The organism is Brevundimonas sp. (assembly GCF_965279155.1).
Classification (GTDB): Bacteria; Pseudomonadota; Alphaproteobacteria; order Caulobacterales; family Caulobacteraceae; genus Brevundimonas.
Window position 1 is genome coordinate 294,594 of record NZ_OZ257138.1, and the last position, 21,557, is coordinate 316,150.

The 21,557-nt window shown below is 66.6% G+C and carries 20 protein-coding genes; 15 read left to right on the plus strand and 5 right to left on the minus strand.

The genetic code is table 11. The annotated features are described in order from the left end of the window. The first annotated feature begins 104 nt into the window (after positions 1 to 104). Genes pyrH through ACQY72_RS01485 form a run of 14 tightly spaced genes read left to right on the plus strand, consistent with a single transcriptional unit; the run spans position 105 to position 13,890 of the window. Entirely contained in the window at positions 105 to 839 is a 735-nt protein-coding gene (pyrH, locus tag ACQY72_RS01420) for a UMP kinase (RefSeq protein WP_135195905.1), read from the plus strand. A 39-nt stretch (positions 840 to 878) separates the two neighbouring features. Beyond that, positions 879 to 1,436, plus strand: a complete 558-nt coding sequence (gene frr, locus ACQY72_RS01425; protein WP_428155198.1) for a ribosome recycling factor — start codon at positions 879 to 881, stop codon at positions 1,434 to 1,436. Positions 1,437 to 1,472: 36 nt separating this feature from the next. After that, entirely contained in the window at positions 1,473 to 2,231 is a 759-nt protein-coding gene (gene uppS, locus ACQY72_RS01430; RefSeq protein WP_428155199.1) for a polyprenyl diphosphate synthase, read from the plus strand. Beyond that, a complete protein-coding gene (locus ACQY72_RS01435; RefSeq protein ID WP_428155201.1) occupies positions 2,231 to 3,049 on the plus strand; it encodes a phosphatidate cytidylyltransferase in 819 nt (272 codons plus the stop codon). Before uppS ends, ACQY72_RS01435 begins: the two co-directional genes overlap by 1 nt. Then, positions 3,046 to 4,242 (plus strand): 1-deoxy-D-xylulose-5-phosphate reductoisomerase, encoded by a 1,197-nt coding sequence (gene dxr, locus ACQY72_RS01440; protein ID WP_428155203.1) that lies wholly within the window; start codon positions 3,046 to 3,048, stop codon positions 4,240 to 4,242. Before ACQY72_RS01435 ends, dxr begins: the two co-directional genes overlap by 4 nt. A 27-nt stretch (positions 4,243 to 4,269) precedes the next feature. Further along, the gene (locus ACQY72_RS01445) at positions 4,270 to 5,487 is read left to right on the plus strand and encodes a M50 family metallopeptidase (protein WP_428155205.1); all 1,218 of its coding nucleotides are present in this window, start codon (positions 4,270 to 4,272) and stop codon (positions 5,485 to 5,487) included. A gap of 29 nt (positions 5,488 to 5,516) precedes the next feature. Beyond that, complete coding sequence (bamA, locus tag ACQY72_RS01450; protein WP_428155207.1) at positions 5,517 to 7,970, plus strand: outer membrane protein assembly factor BamA; 2,454 nt, start codon at positions 5,517 to 5,519, stop codon at positions 7,968 to 7,970. A gap of 32 nt (positions 7,971 to 8,002) precedes the next feature. Next, positions 8,003 to 8,605, plus strand: a complete 603-nt coding sequence (locus tag ACQY72_RS01455) for an OmpH family outer membrane protein (RefSeq protein WP_428155209.1) — start codon at positions 8,003 to 8,005, stop codon at positions 8,603 to 8,605. Between the two features lie 7 nt (positions 8,606 to 8,612). After that, positions 8,613 to 9,626 carry a UDP-3-O-(3-hydroxymyristoyl)glucosamine N-acyltransferase gene (gene lpxD / locus ACQY72_RS01460; protein ID WP_428155211.1) on the plus strand — a complete coding sequence of 338 codons (1,014 nt, stop codon included), beginning with the start codon at positions 8,613 to 8,615 and terminating at the stop codon, positions 9,624 to 9,626. 2 nt (positions 9,627 to 9,628) lie between these two features. Next, the gene (gene fabZ / locus ACQY72_RS01465) at positions 9,629 to 10,105 is read left to right on the plus strand and encodes a 3-hydroxyacyl-ACP dehydratase FabZ (RefSeq protein ID WP_159851170.1); all 477 of its coding nucleotides are present in this window, start codon (positions 9,629 to 9,631) and stop codon (positions 10,103 to 10,105) included. Further along, on the plus strand, positions 10,105 to 10,893 hold the full coding sequence (gene lpxA, locus ACQY72_RS01470; protein ID WP_428155212.1) for an acyl-ACP--UDP-N-acetylglucosamine O-acyltransferase: 789 nt from the start codon (positions 10,105 to 10,107) through the stop codon (positions 10,891 to 10,893). Before fabZ ends, lpxA begins: the two co-directional genes overlap by 1 nt. Further along, positions 10,890 to 11,729 carry a UDP-2,3-diacylglucosamine diphosphatase gene (lpxI, locus tag ACQY72_RS01475; protein WP_428155214.1) on the plus strand — a complete coding sequence of 280 codons (840 nt, stop codon included), beginning with the start codon at positions 10,890 to 10,892 and terminating at the stop codon, positions 11,727 to 11,729. Before lpxA ends, lpxI begins: the two co-directional genes overlap by 4 nt. Continuing rightward, positions 11,726 to 12,895, plus strand: a complete 1,170-nt coding sequence (gene lpxB, locus ACQY72_RS01480; protein ID WP_428155216.1) for a lipid-A-disaccharide synthase — start codon at positions 11,726 to 11,728, stop codon at positions 12,893 to 12,895. Before lpxI ends, lpxB begins: the two co-directional genes overlap by 4 nt. Before the next feature lie 2 nt (positions 12,896 to 12,897). Next, a complete protein-coding gene (locus ACQY72_RS01485; RefSeq protein WP_428155218.1) occupies positions 12,898 to 13,890 on the plus strand; it encodes an FUSC family protein in 993 nt (330 codons plus the stop codon). Between the two features lie 64 nt (positions 13,891 to 13,954). Here the strand turns inward: ACQY72_RS01485 and gltA are convergent, their stop codons facing one another. Together gltA and gltX are read right to left on the minus strand one after the other, a co-directional pair. Next, positions 13,955 to 15,256 carry a citrate synthase gene (gene gltA / locus ACQY72_RS01490; protein ID WP_428155220.1) on the minus strand — a complete coding sequence of 434 codons (1,302 nt, stop codon included), beginning with the start codon at positions 15,254 to 15,256 and terminating at the stop codon, positions 13,955 to 13,957. A gap of 66 nt (positions 15,257 to 15,322) precedes the next feature. Then, on the minus strand, positions 15,323 to 16,738 hold the full coding sequence (gltX, locus tag ACQY72_RS01495; RefSeq protein WP_428155222.1) for a glutamate--tRNA ligase: 1,416 nt from the start codon (positions 16,736 to 16,738) through the stop codon (positions 15,323 to 15,325). Between the two features lie 67 nt (positions 16,739 to 16,805). Here gltX and ACQY72_RS01500 point away from each other — a divergent pair, with 67 nt between their 5' ends. Continuing rightward, positions 16,806 to 18,923 carry a ComEC/Rec2 family competence protein gene (locus ACQY72_RS01500; protein ID WP_428155224.1) on the plus strand — a complete coding sequence of 706 codons (2,118 nt, stop codon included), beginning with the start codon at positions 16,806 to 16,808 and terminating at the stop codon, positions 18,921 to 18,923. Here ACQY72_RS01500 and lexA read toward each other — a convergent pair. From lexA to trpD, 3 genes are all read right to left on the minus strand, one after another. Beyond that, complete coding sequence (gene lexA / locus ACQY72_RS01505; RefSeq protein ID WP_428155226.1) at positions 18,904 to 19,599, minus strand: transcriptional repressor LexA; 696 nt, start codon at positions 19,597 to 19,599, stop codon at positions 18,904 to 18,906. The two genes, ACQY72_RS01500 and lexA, sit on opposite strands and share 20 nt — an antisense overlap. 129 nt (positions 19,600 to 19,728) lie before the next feature. Continuing rightward, positions 19,729 to 20,523 carry an indole-3-glycerol phosphate synthase TrpC gene (gene trpC / locus ACQY72_RS01510; protein WP_428155227.1) on the minus strand — a complete coding sequence of 265 codons (795 nt, stop codon included), beginning with the start codon at positions 20,521 to 20,523 and terminating at the stop codon, positions 19,729 to 19,731. Further along, entirely contained in the window at positions 20,520 to 21,557 is a 1,038-nt protein-coding gene (trpD, locus tag ACQY72_RS01515; RefSeq protein WP_428155228.1) for an anthranilate phosphoribosyltransferase, read from the minus strand. Before trpD ends, trpC begins: the two co-directional genes overlap by 4 nt.

Sequence of the window (21,557 nt, forward strand, 5' to 3'; positions counted from 1 at the left end):
GTTTTGTATCAGAAGGGCGCGTTCGGCTTTGATGGCCGGCGCGCCTTTCGTCTATAAAGAAGCCGCCTGATTCAATGGCGCCGCAGTCAAACGGACCTTCCCGCATGCCCGACGCCACCTCGACCTTCCGCTACAAACGCGTCCTGCTGAAGGTTTCCGGCGAGGTGCTGATGGGCGATCAGTCGTTCGGCGTCGATATGAAGACGGTCGATGCGGTCGCCAAGGCCGTCGCGGACGTGGCGGCGGAAGGCGTCGAGATCTGCCTGGTCATCGGCGGCGGCAACATCTTCCGCGGCCTGTCGAAGGCGGCGGCGGGGATGGAGCGCTCACAGGCCGACTATATGGGCATGCTGGCGACCATCATGAACGCCCTGGCGATGCAGTCGGCGCTGGAGAAGATCGGCGTCTCGACCCGCGTACAGAGCGCCATTCCCATGGCCGCCATCGCCGAACCCTACATCCGCCGTCGCGCCCTGCGTCATCTGGAAAAGGGACGGGTGGTGATCTTCGCCGCCGGCGTCGGCGCACCCTTCTTCACCACGGACTCGGGCGCGGCCCTGCGCGCCGCCGAAATGGGCTGCGACGCCTTGCTGAAGGGCACCAGCGTGGACGGTGTCTATACCGCCGACCCCAAGAAAGACCCGACCGCCACCCGCTATGAAACCCTGACCTATCAGGACGTCCTGGCCAAGGACCTGCGGGTCATGGATGCCTCGGCCATCGCCATGATGCGCGACACGGGCATCCCGATCGTGGTCTTCTCCATTCGGGAAGAAAACTCGCTGCGCCGGACCCTGACTGGTGAAGGCACGTTCACGGTCATTCAGGACGTCGCTTGAACGTCTGCGTGACCAGGAAAGACAAGAGAGACCAAGACCATGGCAAAGCCTGAACTGAAGACCTATCGCGACCGCATGGAGCGGTCGGTCACCGCCCTGAAGGAAGAGTTCAGCGGCCTGCGCACCGGACGCGCCAACGCGGGCCTGCTGGAGCCTGTGCGGGTCGAGGCCTATGGCTCGGCCTCGCCGCTGAGTGCCGTAGCCGCCATCAGCGTGCCTGAGCCGCGGATGATCAGCGTCAATGTCTGGGACAAGGGCATGGTCGTCGCCGTCGAAAAGGCGATCCGCAACGCCAACCTGGGCCTGAACCCCATCGTCGACGGCCAGACGCTGCGCATCCCCGTGCCGCCCCTGACCGAGGAACGCCGCAAGGATCTGGTAAAGCTGGCCGGCAAATACACCGAGCAGCAGAAGATTTCGGTCCGCAACGTCCGCCGCGACGCCAACGACGACCTGAAGAAGGCCGAGAAGGCCGGCGAGATCAGTCAGGACGAACAGAAGAAGATGGAGGCCGAGGTCCAGAAGGAAACCGACGCGGCCATCAAGCGCATCGACGAGGCCTTGAAGACCAAGGAACAAGAGATCATGCAGGTCTAGGCGAAACGGCTTGGCCCTGAAGGGATCGCACGAGAGATGACGGCAGACAGCGCCGCGCCTTCTGGCTCGCGTCCTGATGGGCCGCGTCATGTCGCCATAATCATGGACGGCAACGGCCGCTGGGCGAAGGCGCGGGGCCTCCCGCGCGCCCTGGGCCATCGCGAGGGCGTACAGGCGCTGAAGCGGACGATCCAGGCGGCGCCCGATCTGGGCATCGAGTGTCTGACGGTGTTCGGTTTCTCGACCGAGAACTGGAGCCGGCCCGAGGACGAGGTGTCGGACCTGATGGGTCTGGTGCGGACCTATGTTGCCAGCGATCTGGCGCGTCTGGCGAAAGCGGGTGTGCGCCTGAAGATCCTGGGCCGTCGCGAAGGTCTGCCTGCCGATATCGCCGCCATCATCGAAAGGGCCGAGGCCCAGACGGCGCACAACGACCGCTTCCTGCTGCAGGTCGCCTTCAACTATGGCGGCCGGGCCGATCTGGTGGACGCTGCGCGGCGACACATGGACCGGGTTCTGGCGGGAGAGACGGCCGAACCGATCACCGAGGCCGTCCTTGCGTCCGGCCTGGCCACGGCAGGCGCGCCGCCGCTGGATCTGATCGTGCGCACGTCCGGCGAGCAGCGCCTGTCGAACTTCCTGCTGTGGGAAGCGGCCTACGCCGAGCTGGTATTCCAGGACATCCTGTGGCCCGACTATGGGCCCAAGGCCCTTGCCGAGGCGATCGCCGCCTTTGGGCAACGCGACCGTCGCTATGGCGGTCGAGAGGTCGCCCCCGTGCGCGCGACGGCCTGATGGCGGTCAAGGGACGCGACATCGCCCTTCGGGCCGCTTCCGCCGTCGTGCTGGCGCCCGCCGCCGTGGCCGCGACCTGGGCTGGGGGCATCTGGTTCCTGGCGCTGATGACGGTCGCCAGCATCGTGCTGGCCTTCGAATGGGCGTCGATGAGCGCGCCGCACGCCCGCCGCGTCATGGGCGGCGCCGTTAGTTTCGGCGTCGTTGCGGCGGTGATCAGCGCCCATTTCGGCGCCATGTCCGTGGCCTTCCTCATGCTGGTGTTCGGCGCCGCCGCAGCGGGCGTCTACGCGCGTAGTCGCGGACAGCAGGCGCTGGATGCAGCCTATGGCGTGCTCTACCTCGGCTGGCCCTCGGTCCTTCTGATCTGGCTGCGCGATGTCGACAGCGTCGTCGGCCTGCACTGGACCGTGCTGGTCTTCGCTGTGGCCTGGTCGGCGGACATCCTGGCCTATCTGGCGGGATCGACGTTCGGCGGTCCCAAGCTGTGGCCGCGATTTTCGCCCAACAAGACCTGGTCCGGGTTCATCGGCGGTATCGTCGCCGGCGCCATCGCGGGGGCGATCATGACCGCATGGCTGGACATGGGCGCGCTGACGGTCGTGTGGGGCGCGGTGCTGGGCTTTGCGGGCGCCTTGGCGACCATGGCCGGCGACCTGTGGGAATCGGCGCTGAAGCGGCGGTTTGGGGTTAAGGACGCGGGCAACACCATTCCCGGCCATGGCGGGCTGCTTGACCGAGTCGATGGTTTGATGTTCGCGGTCGTCGTCGTGGCCGCCGGGCGGTTGATCGTCCTGTTGCTGGAGCGCGGCGCGTGATCCGGCGTCACGTCACGGTGCTGGGCTCGACCGGCTCGGTCGGCGCCTCGACCCTGGACCTGATGGCTCAGGCCGAAGCCACGGGCACCGGCGCTTTCGAGGTCGAGGCGCTGACGGGCGGGGCGAATATCGCCAAACTGGCCGAACAGGCGCGACGCTGGCGCCCGAAAGTGGCGGTCACGGCCGATCCGGCGCGGCTGGACGCGTTGCGAGACGCCTTGGCGGGAACCGACATCGCGGTGGCCGCCGGCGACGCCGCAATCGTCGAGGCTGCGACGCGGCCGGTCGATTGGATCATGGCCGCCATCGTGGGTGCGGCGGGACTGAAGTCGGCCTGGGCGGCGGCGGCCACCGGCGCGACTCTGGCGCTTGCCAACAAGGAAAGCCTGGTCTGCTGCGGCCCTGCGCTGATCGAGCGGGTCAAGCGGGCAGGGGGGCGGCTAATCCCGGTCGATTCCGAGCATTCGGCCATCTTCCAGGTCTTTCCGGCCGATGCGCCCGAGCGGGTGTCCAGGTTGATCCTGACCGCATCGGGCGGGCCTTTCCGACAGACCCCGCGCGACCAGATGACCGGCATCACGCCCGAACAGGCTGTGGCCCATCCGAACTGGAGCATGGGGGCCAAGATTTCGGTCGATAGCGCCACCATGGCCAACAAGGGCCTGGAGATGATCGAGGCGGCCTATCTGTTCGACATGCCGCAGGATCGAATCGACGTAGTGGTGCACCCCGAATCGATCATCCACAGCCTTGTGGAATATGTGGATGGTTCGACGCTGGCCCAGATGGGGCCGCCGGACATGCGCACGCCCATCGCCTGCGCCCTGGCCTGGCCTGACCGGATCGCCTGGCCTGCGCCCAAGCTTGACCTTGCGGCCCTGGGGCGGCTGACGTTCGAGGCGCCCGATCTGGTGCGTTTTCCGGCCCTGGACCTGGCCCGTCAGGCGTTGAAGGCGGGGGGCGCGACGCCCGCCGTGTTCAATGCGGCGAATGAGGTCGCGGCCTTCGCATTTCTTGACCGCAAGCTGGCCTTTCTCAATATTGCCGCAGTCGTCGCCGAAACCCTTGAGCGTGCGACGAAAGCGGGAATGGCTTTCGGTTCTGGAGATGCCTGCGGCGCGGCCCTTTCGGTCGATGCCGAAACGCGTCGAATGGCCGAAACCGTCATCGCCGGTCTTGCGAACGCGGCCTGATAGCAGGCCAGGGGAGACGATTTTCGAATGCTGGGCGTCCTGGGTCAGGTCCTGATCTCAATCGCCTCGTTCCTGCTGGTGCTGACGTTCATCGTCACCATCCATGAACTGGGTCACTTCCTCGTCGCGCGCGCCTTTGGCGTGAAGGTGGATCGTTTCGCGGTCGGCTTCGGCAAGGCCGTGTTCAGCCGCACCGATCGCCACGGCATCGAATGGCGGCTGGGTTGGCTGCCGCTTGGCGGCTATGTGAAGTTCTCGGGCGATCTGGACGCGTCCAGCGTGCCGGACCAGGCGGGGCTGGACGAACTGCGCCAGCGTGTGGTCGCCGAGCGCGGTCCTGGCGCCGAGCGCGACTATTTCCACTTCAAGCCCGTGTGGCAGCGCGCGCTGATCGTCGCGGCCGGGCCCATCGCCAACTTCATCCTGGCCATCACCATCTTTGCGGTCGTCTTCATGGCCGTGGGCGTTTCGTTGCGCCCCGCCCGCGTGGCTCAGGTTCAGGCGGGATCGCCCGCAGCCGCCGCCGGCTTCCAGGTCGGCGACCTGATCACCGACGTGAACGGCAAGCCCATCAAGGACGGCAGCGCGGTGACGCGCACCGTCATGCTGTCCACCGGCGATCCTGTCCGTTTCACCGTCGAGCGCGCTGGGCGGCCCGTCGAACTGGTCGCGACGCCCGAACGCCGTGAAGAGAACGATCCTATCGCGGGACGCGTCAAGGTCGGCCGCATCGGCCTGGGCCTGGGGTCATCGGCCGGCGATGTGCGCCATGTCCGCTATGGCCCGGTCGGCGCCGTGGTCGAGGGCGTGCGCCAGACCGGCGACGTGATCGGTTCGACCCTGACCTATCTCGGGCGTCTGGCGACAGGTCGCGAGTCGGGCGATCAATTCAGCGGACCGTTGGGCATCGCCAAGGCGACGGGGTCGCTGACGACCGCTGCGGTCGAGGCCAATCCGGCGCCGAGCGCCATCGCGATCAACCTGATCCTGACCCTGACAACCTTGGCCGCCATACTTTCGATCGGAATCGGCTTTCTAAACCTGCTTCCCATCCCGATCCTCGACGGCGGGCATCTGCTTTTCTACGGCTACGAAGCCGTGGCCAGGCAGCCTGTGTCGGCGCGGTTCCAGGAGATGGGCTATCGTGCAGGCCTTGCGCTTTTGGCGGGATTTATGTTGTTCGCGACGTGGAACGACCTACAGAAGCTCAACCTCTTCCAATTCCTCGGCGGGCTCGTCTCGTGAGCCGACGCCAGCCCCCGATGGTTTCCCGAATGAATGACATGACCTCTCGCGCCGCCGTTCGACTAAGCGCCCGTTCCAGCCTGCTGGCTCTGGCCGTCGCCGCCGGCCTCGGCGCGCCTGCGCTGGCCCAGACCGCGCCCGCGACGGCGCCCGCCACGCCGACCCCTGCGCCGGCTCAGACGGCAACGCCGCAAGCGCCTGCCGCAAACGCCGATCCGCGCGTCGAGATCGCTGCGCCGCAGACGATCACGATCAACCGCATCATCGTGCAAGGCGCCCAGCGGATCGACCAGACGACGGTCCTGTCCTATCTGCCGATCCGTCCCGGCGACGCAGTGGACGCCTCGGTGCTGGACGTGGCCGTTCGCACCCTGTCGCGCACCGGCCTGTTCGCCGACGTTCAACTGGGCATCCAGAACGGCGACCTGATCGTTCAGATCGTCGAGAACCCGATCATCAACCAGGTGGTGTTCGAGGGGAACAAGGCGCTTTCCCAGGACAAGCTGACCAAGGAAGTGACCCTGGCGCCGCGCGGCATCTATACCCGCGCCAAGGTGCAGGAAGACGTCGGCGCTATCGTCGAACTGTATCGCCTGCAAGGCCGGATTTCCGCGACCGTGACGCCCAAGCTGGTTCAGCTTGAGCAGAACCGCGTCGATGTCATCTTCGAGATCAACGAAGGCCCGCAGACCGGCATCAGCGCGATCAACGTGCTGGGCAACGATGCCTTCTCGGATCGCGACGTGCGCGGCGTGATGGTCACCGAGAAGTCCACCTGGTGGAAGTTCTTCTCGAACAACGACAACTACGACCCCAACCGTCTGGAATACGATCAGGAGCAGTTGCGGAAGTTCTACACCAACCGCGGCTTCTATGATTTCCGTGTCGTGTCATCGGTCGCCGAACTTCAGCCTGACGATCAGGCGTTCCAGCTGTCGCTGACGCTGAACGAAGGCGACAAGTACAACTTCGGCGAGGTCAAGGTCGTAACCCAGAACGACCGTCTGAACGCAGACTTCCTGCAACGGCTGATCCCGATCCGCTCGGGCGATCTGTACGAGAGCGACAAGATCGAGCAGGCGGTCGACGCCCTGACCTTCGCAGCCGGTTCGGCGGGTTACGCCTTCGTCGAGATCAACCCGACCTACAAGGCCAATCCAGACACGGACACGGTGGACGTGACCTTCAATGTGTCGGAAGGCCAGCGAGTCTACATCGACCGCATCAATGTGGTGGGCAACACCCGCACCATCGACCCGGTCATCCGTCGCGAACTGCTGCTGACCGAAGGCGACGCCTTTAACCGCGCCCTGATGGAGCGGTCGCGCAACAATCTGCGCGCGCTGGGCTTCTTCAAGGACGTGACGGTCGAGGAAACGCGCGGCAGCGCGCCAGACCGTTCGGTCATCAACGTCAACGTCCAGGAACAGCCCACCGGCGAACTGTCAGTCGGCGCGGGCTTCAGCTCGGTCGACAGCTTCACCGTCAACCTGGGTATCTCCGAGCGGAACTTCCGGGGGCGCGGCCAGAACGTCGTGGCGCGCCTGGAATGGGGTTCGCTGCGCCAGCAGGTGGACTTCCGCTTCACTGAGCCGAAATTCCTGGGTCGTGACCTGCGGGCCGGCTTCGACCTGTTCCACTCCCGTTACGATTTGAGCGAATTTTCGTCCTACGACTATCGTTCGACCGGCGCGGGCCTGCGTCTGTCCTACCCCCTGAACGGCAACATGCTGCTCAGCACGCGTTACTTCCTGAAGTCGGACGAGATCATCGTCCCGACCGGATTCTGCACCGGCGCAGGGCAAGGATCTTCGGCCCTGTGCGATCAGATCGGCAGCTTCATCAACTCGTCGGCGGGCTATACGCTGCAGATGAACTACACCAATGACCCAATCCGTCCCACGCGCGGCTGGTCTGGTTCGTTGCGCCAGGATCTGGCGGGTCTGGGCGGCGACGTGAACTATGTGAAGACCGAGGCCGACGCCAACTGGTACTATGGTTTCACCCCGGCCTGGGTCGTCAGCGTCCAAGGCTCGGCCGGCTATATCAGCGGCTGGAACGGCGATCCGATCCGCATCAACGACCGCTTCTTCAAGGGCGGCAACAGCTTCCGCGGCTTCGAGACAGCCGGTATGGGTCCGCGCGACCTGAACACGACCGATTCGCTGGGCGGCAACTTCTACGCCGTCGGCACGGTCGAGCTGACGCTGCCGAACTATCTGCCCGAACAGTATGGCATCAAGACTTCGCTGTTCGCCGATGTGGGTACGCTGGGCGTGCTCGACGACCGATACAAGCTGACGGCTACGGGCACTGAAAACACCAATATCGCCGACGAGTTGTCGCTGCGTGCGTCGGCGGGCATCAGCATTCACTGGAAATCGCCGATGGGGCCGATCCGCTTCGACATCTCCAAGGTGCTGTCCAAGGAAGACTACGACAAGACGGAATCCTTCCGCTTCTCGACCTCCACCCAGTTCTAATCGCGGCTTTTTCGACCGCACGAGGAAACCCCATGAAAGCTCTGATCATCGCGGCGACCGCCGCCGCTTCGCTTCTCGCCACCGCCGCTTCGGCGCAACAGGCGGCTCCCGCCAACCCTGGCCCGGTCATCCCCGGCGTCTGCGTCTATTACAACGCGCGTCTGTTGGCCCAGTCGTCGGCTGGCCAAGCCGTGGAAGCCCGCATGCAGCAGCTGGCTCAGGAAGTTCAGGGCGAACTGCAACCCTACGCCACGCAGATCCAGACCGAGGCCCAGCAGCTTCAGACGTCGGGCTCCAGCCTGCCGGCCGACCAACTGCAACAGCGTCGTCAGGCTCTGCAACAGCGTGCGCAGGAAGCCCAGCAGCTGGAATCCACCCGCGAAAACGAGCTGCGCTACACCCTGGGCATGCAGCGCCAGGCCATCACCGAAGCTGTCTCGCCGATCCTGACCGCCCTGTATCAAGAGAAGGGCTGCGGTCTGCTGCTCGACCGTGAGAGCGTCTTCATGATGAACCCCGCCATGGACGTGACCGACCTGGCCATCCAGCGCCTGAACACCGCCCTGCCGACCCTGAGCTTCAACCGCCTGCCGGTGCCGGCTCAGACGCAAGCTCAACCGGCGGCCGCCAACTAAGCCGCCGATGCCGGATCCTCGCTTCTTCGAAACCCTGTCGCCCCTCAGCGTCGCCGAACTGGCGGCGCAGATCGGCGGCGAGGTCACGCGGGGCGGGGACCGCATGATCGCTTCCGTCGCGCCCCTGTCCTCTGCGGACGGGGGCGCGATCGCGTTTCTGGGCGACCGAAAGTTCGCCTCGGCCCTGGCGGCGACAAAAGCTGGCTGCGTGATTGTGCCGGCCGAGGCCACCGAAGCGGCGCCAGAAGGCGCGGCCGTGATCGTCTCGCGAACGCCTCAGGCCGCCTGGGCCAAGGCGTCGCTTCTTCTGCATCGGCCAATCACGCTCGACGCGGCGATCACGCCCGACGAGGCGGCTGAGGACGACAGCGTCTTGGTCGAACCGGGCGCGATCCTGGGAAAGGGTATCCGTATCGGACGTGGGTCGCGCATCGGCGCCAACAGCGTCATCGCGCCCGGCGTTCAGATCGGCCGAGACTGCGTCATCGGCTCGAACGTCACGGTCGGCTTCGCCCTGATCGGCGACCGGGTGAAACTGTATGCGGGAGCGCGGATCGGCGAGGCTGGCTTCGGCGCCACCGGAACCGCCGCCGGCGCCATGGACATTCCACAGCTGGGTCGCGTGATCCTGCAGGATGGGGTCACGGTCGGCGCCAACTCCTGCATTGATCGCGGCGCCTACGACGACACGGTAATCGGCGAGAACACCAAGATCGATAATCTGGTCATGGTGGGCCACAACTGTGTCATCGGCCGCAACAATCTGATGGCCGCCAACACGGGCATTTCGGGCTCGGTGACCAGCGGTGACAACGTCATCTTCGGCGGCAAGGCGGGCATCGGAGACCACATCACCATCGGCGAGGGCGCTCGGGTTGCGGCCGGGGCCGGTGTGCTCGCCGACATTCCGGCGGGCGAGACCTGGTCCGGCTATCCGGCCCGTCCGATCCGACAGTTCTTGCGCGAAACCATCTGGCTCGCCAAACAGGCCTCTTCAAAGAAGGCCCCGAAGGAATCATAGGGATGAGCGAAGACGGCAAGATCGATTACGCCGAGGTGATGCGGCGGCTGCCGCACCGCTATCCCTTCCTGCTGGTGGACAAGGCCGAGGCCTTCGTGCCTCGGACCTCCATCGTCGGCATCAAGAACGTCACCCACAACGAGCCCTTCTTCCCGGGCCACTTCCCGATCGATCCCGTCATGCCGGGCGTGCTGATCGTCGAGGCCATGGCCCAGACGGGCGCCCTGCTGATGTCCAAGACCCTGGACGTCGCCGTGGCCGACAAGGTCATCATGTTCATGTCCATCGACGGCGTGCGGTTCAGGAAGCCGGCGCGGCCTGGCGACCAGTTGCGGATGGAGGTCAAGGTGATCAAGGCGCGCGGCGACGCCTACAAGTTCCGCGGCGAGACCTTCATCGACGGCAAGCTGGCGGCCGAGGCGGAGTTCATGGCCATGGTCGTGACCGTGCCTGTTCCAGCGCCGGAGCCGGCCGCCTGATGACCATCCACCCGACCGCCCTGATCGACGCCACCGCGACCCTGGCAAACGGGGTCCAGGTCGGGCCCTGGTGCACGGTCGGGCCGAACGTGGTGCTGGGCGAGAACGTGCGTCTGGTCAGCCATGTGGTGGTTCAGCAGGACACGACGGTCGGCGCCGGGACGGTGATCCATCCGTTCGCGGTCATCGGCGGCGATCCGCAGCACAACGGCTACAAGGGAGAGCCGGTGCGGTTGGAGATCGGCGAGAACAACCTGATCCGCGAGCACAGCACCTTCAACCGGGGCACGCCGCAGGGGACAGGCGTGACCGTGGTCGGCTCGAACAACCTGTTCATGACCGGCGCCCACGTCGGTCACGACTGCGTGGTCGGCAGCCATGCCGTCATGGCCAATAACGCCACCCTGGGCGGCCATGCTCATATCGGCGACAAGGTCTTCCTGGGCGGCCTGTGCGCCGTGCACCAGAATGGGCGCGTGGGGCAGGGGGCGATCATCGGCGGTCTGGCGGCCGTGACCCGCGACGTCATCCCCTACGGCTCGGCCTGGGGCAATCATGCGCGGCTGCGCGGGCTGAACCTGATCGGGCTGAAGCGCAAGGGCTATGGCAAGGACCAGGTGCGGCGGTTGTTGGCGGCCTATCGCGACCTGTTCGAAGGGCAGGGCGAGTTCGCCGGTCGTATCGACGGCGTGGCCGAGGCCTATGCCGACCTGCCGGAGATCATGGAGATCATCGCCTTCATCCGCGACGGCGGGCGGCGTCCGCTGTGCCTGCCGAACGCGGAATGACTGGGTTCGGCAAGCTGGGCCTGATCGCCGGCGGCGGTGACTTGCCGGCGGCCGTGGCGGCGCGGTGCGACGCCGAGGGGCGGCCGGTCTTCCTGATCCGCTTGGCCGGGTTCGCCAATCCCCATCTGGCAAGCTGGCCCGGCGCCGAGTTCGGCATGGCTCAGATCGGCGCGATCCTGAAGGCGCTGAAGGCCGAGGCCTGCACGACCGTCTGTCTGGCGGGCATCGTCAACCGACCCGACTTCAAGACGTTGAAGCCCGATTTCAAGGGCGCGACCCTGCTGCCCGGCATCGTGGCGGCGGCGTCCAAGGGCGACGACGCCCTGTTGCGCAAGATCCTGTCGGTGTTCGAGGCAGAAGGTTTCGCCGTCGAAGGCGCCGACGACATCCTGGGCGGAGAAATGCTGGCTGCTGGGGCGCTGGGCACAGTGTCGCCGACGCCGGAGCAGCTGGCCGACCTGAAGAAGGCGCTCCATGTTGCGGAAAAATCAGGTGAACTGGACATCGGGCAGGGCGCGGTCGTGTGTGACGGCCTTGTCCTGGCGGTCGAGGCGCAGGAGGGAACCGACGCCATGTTGAGCCGGGTCGCAGGGTTGCCGGCCGATCTGCGCGGCTCGGCGGGCGACCGCAAGGGCGCGCTGGGCAAGGCGCCCAAGCCGATCCAGGACCTGCGAGTGGACATGCCGGTGATCGGACCGCGCACGGTCGAGATGGCGGCGGCGGCGGGCCTGGCGGGGATCGGCGGGGTGGCAGGGCGGCTGATCTTGATCGACCGCGCGGCCATCATTGCGGCGGCGGACCGGCTGGGCCTGTTCGTGTGGGGCGAAGCGCGATGAGCAGCCCGCTGAAGATCATGCTGGTGGCGGCCGAGGCCTCGGGCGACGCACTCGGCGCGGGTCTGGCCAAGGCGCTGAAGGCGCGGCTGGGTGCGGACGTCACTTTCGTCGGCGTCGGCGGTCCCCGGATGGCGGCCGAAGGTATCACCAGCCCGTTCGATATCGCTGAACTGTCGATCCTGGGCTGGATCGAGGGCCTGCGCGCCTATGGCAAGGTCAAGCGCCGCGTCGAGGAGACGGCGGCGCTGGCCGAGCGAGAAAAGCCCGACGCCGTGGTCCTGATCGACAGCTGGGGCTTCACCATTCGTGTGGCCAAGGCCATCCGCGCCGCGCGGCCGGATGTGCCTCTGATCAAATACGTCGGGCCGCAAGTGTGGGCGTCCCGGCCGGGCCGGGCAAGGACGCTGGCGGGGGCGGTGGATCATCTTCTGGCGCTCTACAGCTTCGACGCCCCTTGGTTCGAGCGGGAAGGTCTGCCCACGACCGTGGTCGGCTCGTCCGCCCTGCATGTGGACATGGCCGGCGCCGACGGTGAAGCCTTCCGCGCGCGACGCGGCATCGCCGCCGACGCCAAGCTGCTGCTGGTGCTTCCGGGCAGCCGCCCCAGCGAAATCACGCGAATGACGCCGGTCTATGAGGCGGCGATCGGCAAGTTGAAGGCCATCGATCCGGCGCTGGAAATCGCCGCCGTCGCCGCCGGGACGGTGGCGAAGGATGTCGCGGGACGGGTCGCCGCCTGGCCGTTCCGAGCGCATCTGGTGGACGAGGCCGAGAAGTACGACGCCATGCGCGCCGCGACGGTCGCCTTGGCCACCAGCGGCACGGTCTCCACCGAACTCGCCTTGGCCGGCGCGCCGATGGTCATCGCCTACAAGATCGACGGGCTGAGCTATCAGTTGATGAAGCGGATGGTGACGGCGAAACACATCACTCTGTTCAACGTCGCCGCTGACGACCGGATCGCGCCGGAGTTCATCCAGCACGAGGCGACGCCTGCCATCCTGGCGGCGGCTGTCGGTCGGTTGCTGTCCGATCCGGCCATGGCGGCCGAACAGGCGCAACGTCAGACAGCGGCCCTGGATCTGATGGGGCGCGGCGGAGCGGACCCGTCGGAGTTGGTGGCGGACGCCGTGTTGAAGGTCATCGCCGCCAAACGGAAGGCGTGACGATGGGGCGGGCCCTCAGTCCTCGGCGCGCCGCCGAGGTGCGGGCCGCGTTGCAGATGGCGGTCGGCGCCATGGCCGCCCTCTATCTCGCCACATGGCTGAACCTGCCGCATCCCTACTGGAGCGTGATCTCCGCCATCGTCGTCATCCAGGCCAGCGTCGGGGGCGGGGTGCTGACCGTCGCGCGTGATCGGGCCATAGGCACGGTGACGGGGGCGTTGGCCGGTGCGGTCTTCGCCTTCCTGCGTCCACCCGGCATGGAAAGCATGGCCCTGAGCATCGCCGCATCCACGGCCTTACTGGCGTTTTTCGGAGCCGGCCGCCCCTGGCTGAAGATCGCGCCCGTGACGGCGACCATCGTCATCGCCGGCGGGGCGGGCGCTGAAGGGCCGGCGTCGCTGGCTCTGGATCGGGTGATGGAAATCCTGGTCGGCAGCGGCGTGGGTGTGATGGCGATCCTGGCGCTGTTCCCCCGTCATGCCCATCAGTCGTTCAAGTTGCAGGCGCGCGAGGCGGCGGGCGAAGCAGCGGCGCTTTTGGCTTTGGTATCTAAGGGTGATCCGGCGGGCGCGCCCGAGATCACCCGACGCCATGCCGATCTTAAACGACGGCTAGATGGGCTGGGTCAGGCGGCCAAGAACGTCATCGATCTGCCCGGGCCTCAACGTGAGACCGCTGACCGCGCCGCGCTCGCGCGCGCTTTCTGGCGAGTGCGCAGCGACATCGTCATCCTGGGGCGTGGTTTTCAGGCCGAAGGCGCAGGCGCGCGGCTGGATCCCTGGTCACAGGACGCGGCGCGTGCGGTGGAGCGGCTGGAAGCCCTTTCCCAAGGTAAGGCCGCCGCGCCGATGGGACCGATCGACCAGAGCCTGGCCCTGTCCATGGCCGTGGAGGGTGACGACATGGCGTTGGGCGCCGCCGCCATCGGCGTGGCCCACATGCACCGCGATCTGGACGACCTGGCCGCGCGGTTCGCCGATCTGAAGCTTGTCTGACGGCAAAGAAAAACGCCGGGGATGGCTCCCCGGCGTTCTGAATTTTCAGACGTGAAGCCGTCGATCAGCCGCGTTGTTCGATCGGCACGTAATCGCGCTCGGTCGGGCCCGTGTAGAGCTGACGCGGGCGGCCGATCTTCTGCGAGGGATCCGCCATCATTTCCTGCCACTGGGCGATCCAGCCTACGGTGCGGGCCAGGGCGAACAGCACGGTGAACATGCTGGTCGGGAAGCCCATCGCCGACAGGGTGATGCCCGAATAGAAGTCGACGTTCGGGAACAGCTTGCGCGAGGTGAAGTATTCGTCCGACAGGGCGACCTTCTCCAGTTCCTTGGCGACCAGGAAGAGCGGGTCGTTCTCGCGGCCCGTGGCGGCCAGGACTTCATAGGCCGACTGTTGCATGACCTTGGCGCGCGGATCGTAGTTCTTGTACACGCGGTGGCCGAAGCCCATCAGCTTGTATTTGCGATCCTTCACACCCTGGATGAACTCCGGAATCTTGTCCGGGGTGCCGATCTGCTTGAGCATGGTCAGCGCCTCTTCGTTGGCGCCGCCGTGCGACGGGCCCCACAGGCAGGCGATGCCGGCGGCGATACAGGCGAACGGATTGGCGCCCGACGAACCAGCCAGGCGGACGGTCGAGGTGGATGCGTTCTGTTCGTGGTCGGCGTGCAGGGTGAAGATGCGATCCATGGCCCGCACCAGGGCCGGATCGACGTGATAATCCTCGGCCGGCACGGCGAAGCACATGCGCAGGAAGTTCTCTGCATAGGACAGGTCGTTGCGCGGCGACACGAACGGCTGGCCGATATGGTATTTGTATGCGCGAGCCGCGATCGTCGGCATCTTGGCGATCAGGCGGATGGCCGAGATGTCGCGCTGCACCGGATCATGGATGTCCAGGCTATCGTGATAGAAGGCCGACAGGGCGCCGACGGTGCCGACCATGATCGCCATCGGGTGGGCGTCGCGGCGGAAGCCTTCGAAGAAGCGATCAAACTGGCTGTGCAGCATCGTGTGCATCGTGATGCTGTCTTCGAATTTCTCGAACTGCTCGGCCGTCGGCAGCTCGCCGTGCAGCAGCAGGTGGCAAACCTCGACGAAGTTCGACTTCGACGCCAGCTGGTCGATGGGATAGCCGCGGTGCAGCAGCACGCCGGCGTCGCCGTCGATATAGGTCAGCGCCGATTCACAGGCCGCCGTCGAGGTGAAGCCGGGATCGAAGGTGAAGGCGCCCGTTCCCGCATAGAGCTTGCGGATGTCGATGACGTCCGGGCCGGTGGAGCCCGAAAGGACCGGCAACTCGATCGTCTTGTCCTCGAAGGACAGGGTCGCCGAGCTGGCGGGTTTGGCTTGTTCAGTCATGAATGCCCCTTTGCATCACACGTCCAGGCGCGGGGAGGCGTCGGCCGCTTTTTGGTTTGTGGGTGATCACTTAGTCTGTTGCAGCGCATCATCCAAGCGCCCGAGACTTTCGTCGCGCCCAAGAGCCGACAAAGTTCGTGCAATATCGGGTGATGTTGACCCTGCGGTAAGGGCTGCGCGCATCGGCGGACCGATCTTGCCGAAGCCCACACCCTCGGATTCGGCGAAAGCTTTGAGCTCGGCTTCCAGCGCGAAAACGTCCCAGGACTGGAACAGAGCCAGCCGGTCACGCAGGCGACCGAGGCGCTCCAGCGTCTCACCGGTCAGCAGGGCCAGTCCCTTGTCGTCGAGAACCAGCGGGCGAGTCTTCAGCACGAATGCGGTCTGATCGGCCAGGTCCAGCACTGTCTTGGCGCGGTCCTTCACGAAGGGCATGGCGCGTTGAAGCCGTGCCTCGTCCGCCTCCGCAAGAACGTGGCCCTTTTGCAGGTGCGCATCCAGCGTCAGCTTGGCCAGCCGCTCGTCGTTGGCGAGACGCAGCCAGTGCGAATTGACGTGAGCCAGTTTGTCGAAGTCCAGCCGGGCCGGGGCCTTGCCTATGCCGGCGAGGTCGAACCATTCCACCGCTTGGGCGTCGCTGAACAGTTCGTCGTCACCGTGGGCCCAGCCTAGCCGGGCCAGATAGTTGCGCATGGCCTCGGGCAGATACCCCATCTCGGCGTATTCATGGACCGCCTGGGCCCCGTGCCGTTTCGACAGTTTTGCGCCGTCGGGACCGTGGATCAGAGGGATGTGGGCGAAGGTCGGACGGGTCCAGCCCAGGGCGTCGTAGATCAGGCTCTGACGGGCGGCGTTGTTCAGATGGTCATCGCCGCGAATGACGTGGGTCACGCCCATGTCGTGGTCGTCCACGACGACGGCGAGATTATAGGTCGGCGCGCCGTCCGAGCGCAGCAGCACCAGGTCGTCGAGATCTTCGGTGGACCAGCTGACCGAACCCTGAACCTCGTCGGCGACAGTGACGGTCGTCGCCTTGGGGCGGCGGAAGCGCACGACGTGGGGCAGGGCCAGATCATCGACCGTGGGCTCTCGGTCGCGCCAGGGCGATTCGAAGGTGCGTTTCTCGGCCTTGGCTTCGTCGCGCAGACGGCCGGTGTCTTCAGCAGAGGTGAAGTCGCGGTAGGCGTGGCCGGTTTCGAGCAGTTGATCGACCACCTCGCGGTGGCGGTCGGCGCGGCTGTACTGGAACACCGGCTCTTCGTCGGCGAACAGTTCCAGCCAGCTCAGACCGTCGAAGATGGCCTTCACCGCCTCGTCGGTCGAGCGTTCGCGGTCGGTGTCCTCGACCCGGATCAGGAAACGCCCAGCGTGTCTCTTGGCGTACAGCCAGTTGAACAAAGCGGTTCTCGCTCCGCCGATATGCAGATAGCCTGTCGGCGAGGGGGCGAAGCGGGTGACGACAGTCGAGGAGGGTGAGGTCATAGGCGATGGGTCCGTAAGCGAGGCCCTTATACGCCCCGACGCGGCAAAGCCTACCCCCACCGCGCGATTGCGCGCGTGGTTGGGCGAGGAGGTCGCGGCGCAGACGCTGCGATGGCGGTTGTGGGCGCCGGTTGCATTCGGCGCCGGCGCCGCGGTCTATTTCGCCCTGCGGATCGAGCCGGCGTTATGGCCGCTGTTGTTGGGCGCCGCTGTCGCCTTTGCGGCCTGGATCGTGGCGAGGCGGCGGGGATGGGCGCGGCGTCTGACCTGGCTTCTGTTAATGCTGGCCTGTGTCGCCGGCGGTTTGGCGGCCGCCAAGTTCCGCACCGAAATGGTCGCCGCGCCCATCGCGCCCGCAATGAGCGAGCCGACCGTGATCGAGGCCTGGGTCGTGGACGTCGACAGTCCCGGCCAGAGGGGCGCGCGGATCGTGATCGCGCCGGTCTGGATACGCGGGCTGACGCCCGAACAGACGCCCGTGCGTTTGCGGGCCACGGTGCGAGGCGAACCGCCCAAACCAGGCGAGGCGGTTCGTCTTTTCGGTATCCTCAATCCGCCACCGGCGCCGGCCAGCCCCGGCGCCTATGACTTCGGCCGCAATGCCTTCTTCCAGGGCATGGGCGGGGTGGCCTTCGCCTTGGGCGAGACGCGCGCGGCCGATCTGGCGCCTCCGCCGTGGCGATTGAGACTGGCGATGGCGGTGAACGGCGCGCGCTACGCTTTGGCGGAGCGGATCGTGGCGCGCCTGGGCGAGCGGACGGGCGGAATCGCCGCCGCCATGACCACCAGCCACGAAACCTGGATCAGTCAGGAAGACATGGACGTCATGCGGGATTCCGGCCTGGCGCACATCCTGTCGGTGTCCGGGCTGCACATGGCCATTGTCGGCGGCTTCGTTTTCTTCACGGTGCGGCTGGGCGTGGCGGCTTGGCCTTGGCTGGCGCTGCGGGTTCACGGCAAGAAGGTTGCGGCGGTGGCCGGACTGACGGCGGTGGGTGTCTATCTGGTGGTGTCGGGTGCCCCGCCGCCGGCCGAGCGAGCGGCCATCACCGCCTCCATCGCCTTTCTGGCCATCCTGCTGGATCGGCAGGCGGTGACGATGCACGGGCTGGCGGTCGCGGCCTTCATAGTTCTGGCGATCCAGCCGGAGGCCATCGTCACCCCGGGCTTCCAGATGTCGTTCGCGGCGACCGCCGCCTTGGTCGCCCTGGTCGAGGCCTGGCCCAAGCGGACGCGAGAGATTTTCGCCCCGTGGCCGATCCTGGCGGTCCAGCGGTTCGCCGGCTGGCTGACGGCGGCCGTGGCGGCCAGCGTCGTGGCAGGGCTGGCGACGGGGCCGTTCGCCATGCAGCATTTCAATCGCACGGCCATGTATGGGCTGTTGGCGAACTTGGGCACGTCGCCAGTCGCAGACTTCATCCTGATGCCGGCCTTGGCCATCGGCGCGGCGTTGGAGCCGCTGGGACTGGGGGGGCCTTTCTTGGCGGTCGCGGGATGGGGTGTCGATCTGATGCTGGCGATCGGAACCTGGACGGCGGGGCTGCCGGGGGCGGTGCGGACGGTGGCCAGTGCGCCAGACTATGTCCTGCCGATCGCCTTCCTGGGGGTGTTGTTCGTCTGTCTGTGGCAGGGACGACTGAGGTGGTTGGGCCTGCCGCTGGCGGCGGCCGTGCTGGTCTGGCCGCGCGCGCCGACGCCGGATCTATGGATCGGAGACGGGGGGACAAATGCTGCGTTTCACCGCGAGAAGGAGGCGATTGTCGTCAGGCCCGGCGTGCGAGAGTTCGCCGTCGATCTGTGGTCGCGACGGCGCGGCCTGACCATGACGGATCGATCTGAGGCGGGCTGGGATTGCGACCGCTTCTCTTGTCGGCCAGGGGCTAAACAGGCCGGACCCGTGGCGATCTGGTGGGGACGCAAGTCTCCCGGTCCAGGCCAGATGGCGGCCCTATGCCGCGCGGCGCCCGTCATCAGCGTGCGCGCGGTCCTCACATCGATACCAAGCGCTTGTCAGGATCGCCTGGTGCTCGACGGCGTCGATTTCGCCAGAGGCGGCGCGGTCGAGTTATGGCGTGTCCGTCCGTCTGAAACGGATCGATGGCGCGCCGTCTGGACGGCCGACGTGCGGGGCGACCGCCCCTGGGCACGCCAGCCGAACCCGGACGTTAGTGATAGCGGCGCATGAGGCCGACCAGCTTGCCCTGAACGGCGACCTGGTCCGACCCGTAGATCTTGGTTTCGTAGTTGCGGTTGGCGGGCTCCAGCGCGATGGAGGCGCCCTTCTTGCGAAGCCGCTTCAGCGTCGCGTGTTCGCCTTCGACCAGCGCCACGACGATCTCGCCCGAGGAGGCGTTGTCGGTCGATTTGATGACCACCATGTCGCCGTTCAGAATGCCCGCCTCAATCATCGAATCGCCTTCGATCTCAAGCAGGTAGTGTTCGCCCAAGCCCAGCATGGATTCGGGAACCGGATAGCGCGCCGTCTCGTGCTCTATGGCGTCGATCGGCGTGCCGGCGGCGATCTTGCCCATCAGCGGCAGTTCTCGGGTGTCGTTTGCCGCAAGCGGCGCCAGGGCGCGGCCGCCGCCGCCTTCGATGACGTCAGGCTTGAACCCGGCCCGGCCGCGCGGTGCGCCGGCGGTGGCCTGTTCGGGCAGTTTGGTGACTTCCAGGGCGCGGGCGCGGTGGGCGAGGCGGCGGATGAAGCCGCGCTCCTCCAGCGCCGTGATCAGCCGGTGAATGCCCGACTTGGACGCCAGGTCCAGCGCCTCCTTCATCTCGTCGAACGACGGGGAGACGCCCGTCTCCTGGATTCGTTCGTGGATGAACATCAGCAGTTCGTGCTGCTTGCGCGTGAGCATCGCCAGGCCCTCATGCGCCCGCCGACGAATCGGAACGGGCCGTGAACATTTGTCGATGTTCTGTAAGTGTTCCTTCCTAATGTCAACTTAACAGCGCCCATGGGACGCCGCGTGACTCAAGGAATGCGATCAGGCCGCCAGCAGTTGCCGCGTCGCCGCCTCGACATCAGCCTGACGCATCAGGCTCTCTCCGACCAGAATGGCCTGGGCGTGGGCGGCCGAGACGCGCTCGACGTCCTCAGGCGTGAAGATGCCGCTTTCGGCGACCAGCAGGGCGCGGACGGGGCTGAGCATCGACAGGCGCTCGGTGACCTCCAGATCGACCTCGAAGGTACGCAGCGAACGATTGTTGACCCCGACCAGGTCGCCACCGAGCGCACAGGCGCGGGCCATTTCGGCCTCGTCATGGGTTTCGATCAGGGCGTCCATGCCGAAGCGCTCGGCCTCGGACAGCAGCTCGGCAGCCAGCCGGTCATCGACCATGGCCAGGATGATCAGGATGCAGTCGGCGCCCAGGGCGCGGCTCTCGGCGACCTGCCAGGGATCGACTAGAAAATCCTTGCGCAAGCAGGGTAGGGCGACCGCATCTCTGGCCTGGCCCAGGTAGGCGTCGTCGCCCTGGAAGCTGGGACCGTCGGTCAAGACCGACAGGCATGCCGCGCCGCCAGCTTCGTAGGCGCGGGCCAGGGCCGGCGGATCGAAGTCGGGACGGATCAGCCCCTTGGACGGACTGGCCTTCTTGATCTCGGCGATCAGGGCTGGACGGCCGGTCTCTTCTTCCACGCGCTCAAGGGCGGCGCGGAAACCACGCGGAGCCGAAGCGGTGCGGGCCAGCGCCTCGATCGCGTCCTGCGAGGTCGCGGCCATGCGGGCGGCGACGTCTTCGCGCTTGTAGGTGGCGATACGGTCCAGAACGTCGGTCATGCGGGGTCTTCGCTTTCCAGCGGCGTGGAGGTGATACGGGCCAGACGCTCCAGCGCCTGGGCGGCCCAGCCATCGTCGATGGCGGCGGCGGCGAGGACAGCGCCTTGGGCAAGGTCGGCCGCCCGATCCGATACCACGAGGGCGGCGGCGGCGTTCAGCAGCACGATGTCGCGGTAGGGACCGGCGGCTCCCGCAAGCAGCGCGCGCAGGGCGACGGCGTTCTCCTCGGCGTCGCCGCCACGGATGTCTTCGATGGAGGCGCGGGGCAGGCCCGCGTCCTCGGGCGTGACCTGGAAACGACGAACTGCGCCGTCCTTCCATTCCGCAACTTCGGTCGATCCAGAGGTCGCCAGTTCGTCCAGGCCCTGTCCGTGCACGGTCCAAGCTCGCGTCGCGCCAAGGCGGCCCAGCACCTCGGCCAGGGGCTCCAGCAGGCGGGGGTCATAGACGCCCATGACCTGGCGTTTCGCAGAAGCCGGGTTTGAAAGCGGCCCCAGCAGGTTGAAGACGGTGCGGAAACCGATCTCGGCCCGCACCGGCCCGACATGACGCATGGCCCCGTGATAGGCAGGGGCGAACAGGAAGCAGATGCCGGCCTCGTCCAGCGCCTTCCTCTGCTGAGCCTGATCCGCCATCAGGTTCACGCCCAGGATCGACAGAACGTCGGAAGACCCTGATTTCGAAGACATCGCCCGGTTGCCGTGCTTGGCGACCTTCAGGCCCGCGCCGGCCAGAACGAGGGCGGCGGCCGTGGAAATGTTGTAGGTGTGCTGGCCGTCGCCGCCGGTGCCGCAGGTGTCGATCACCTCGTAGGGATGATCCAGCGTCAGCGCCGCCTCACGCATGGCGCCGGCGAAGGCGGCGATTTCGTCCACCGTCTCGCCGCGCATTCGCATGGCGGTGACGGCGGCGGCGACTTGCGACGGGGTCGGTTCGCCACGCAGGCAGGCGGCGAAGAAGTCATGCGCCTGTTGCGATGTCAGCGGATGGCCCTCGACCAGTCGGGCGAGGATCGGCTTGAATCCGTCCCCCAC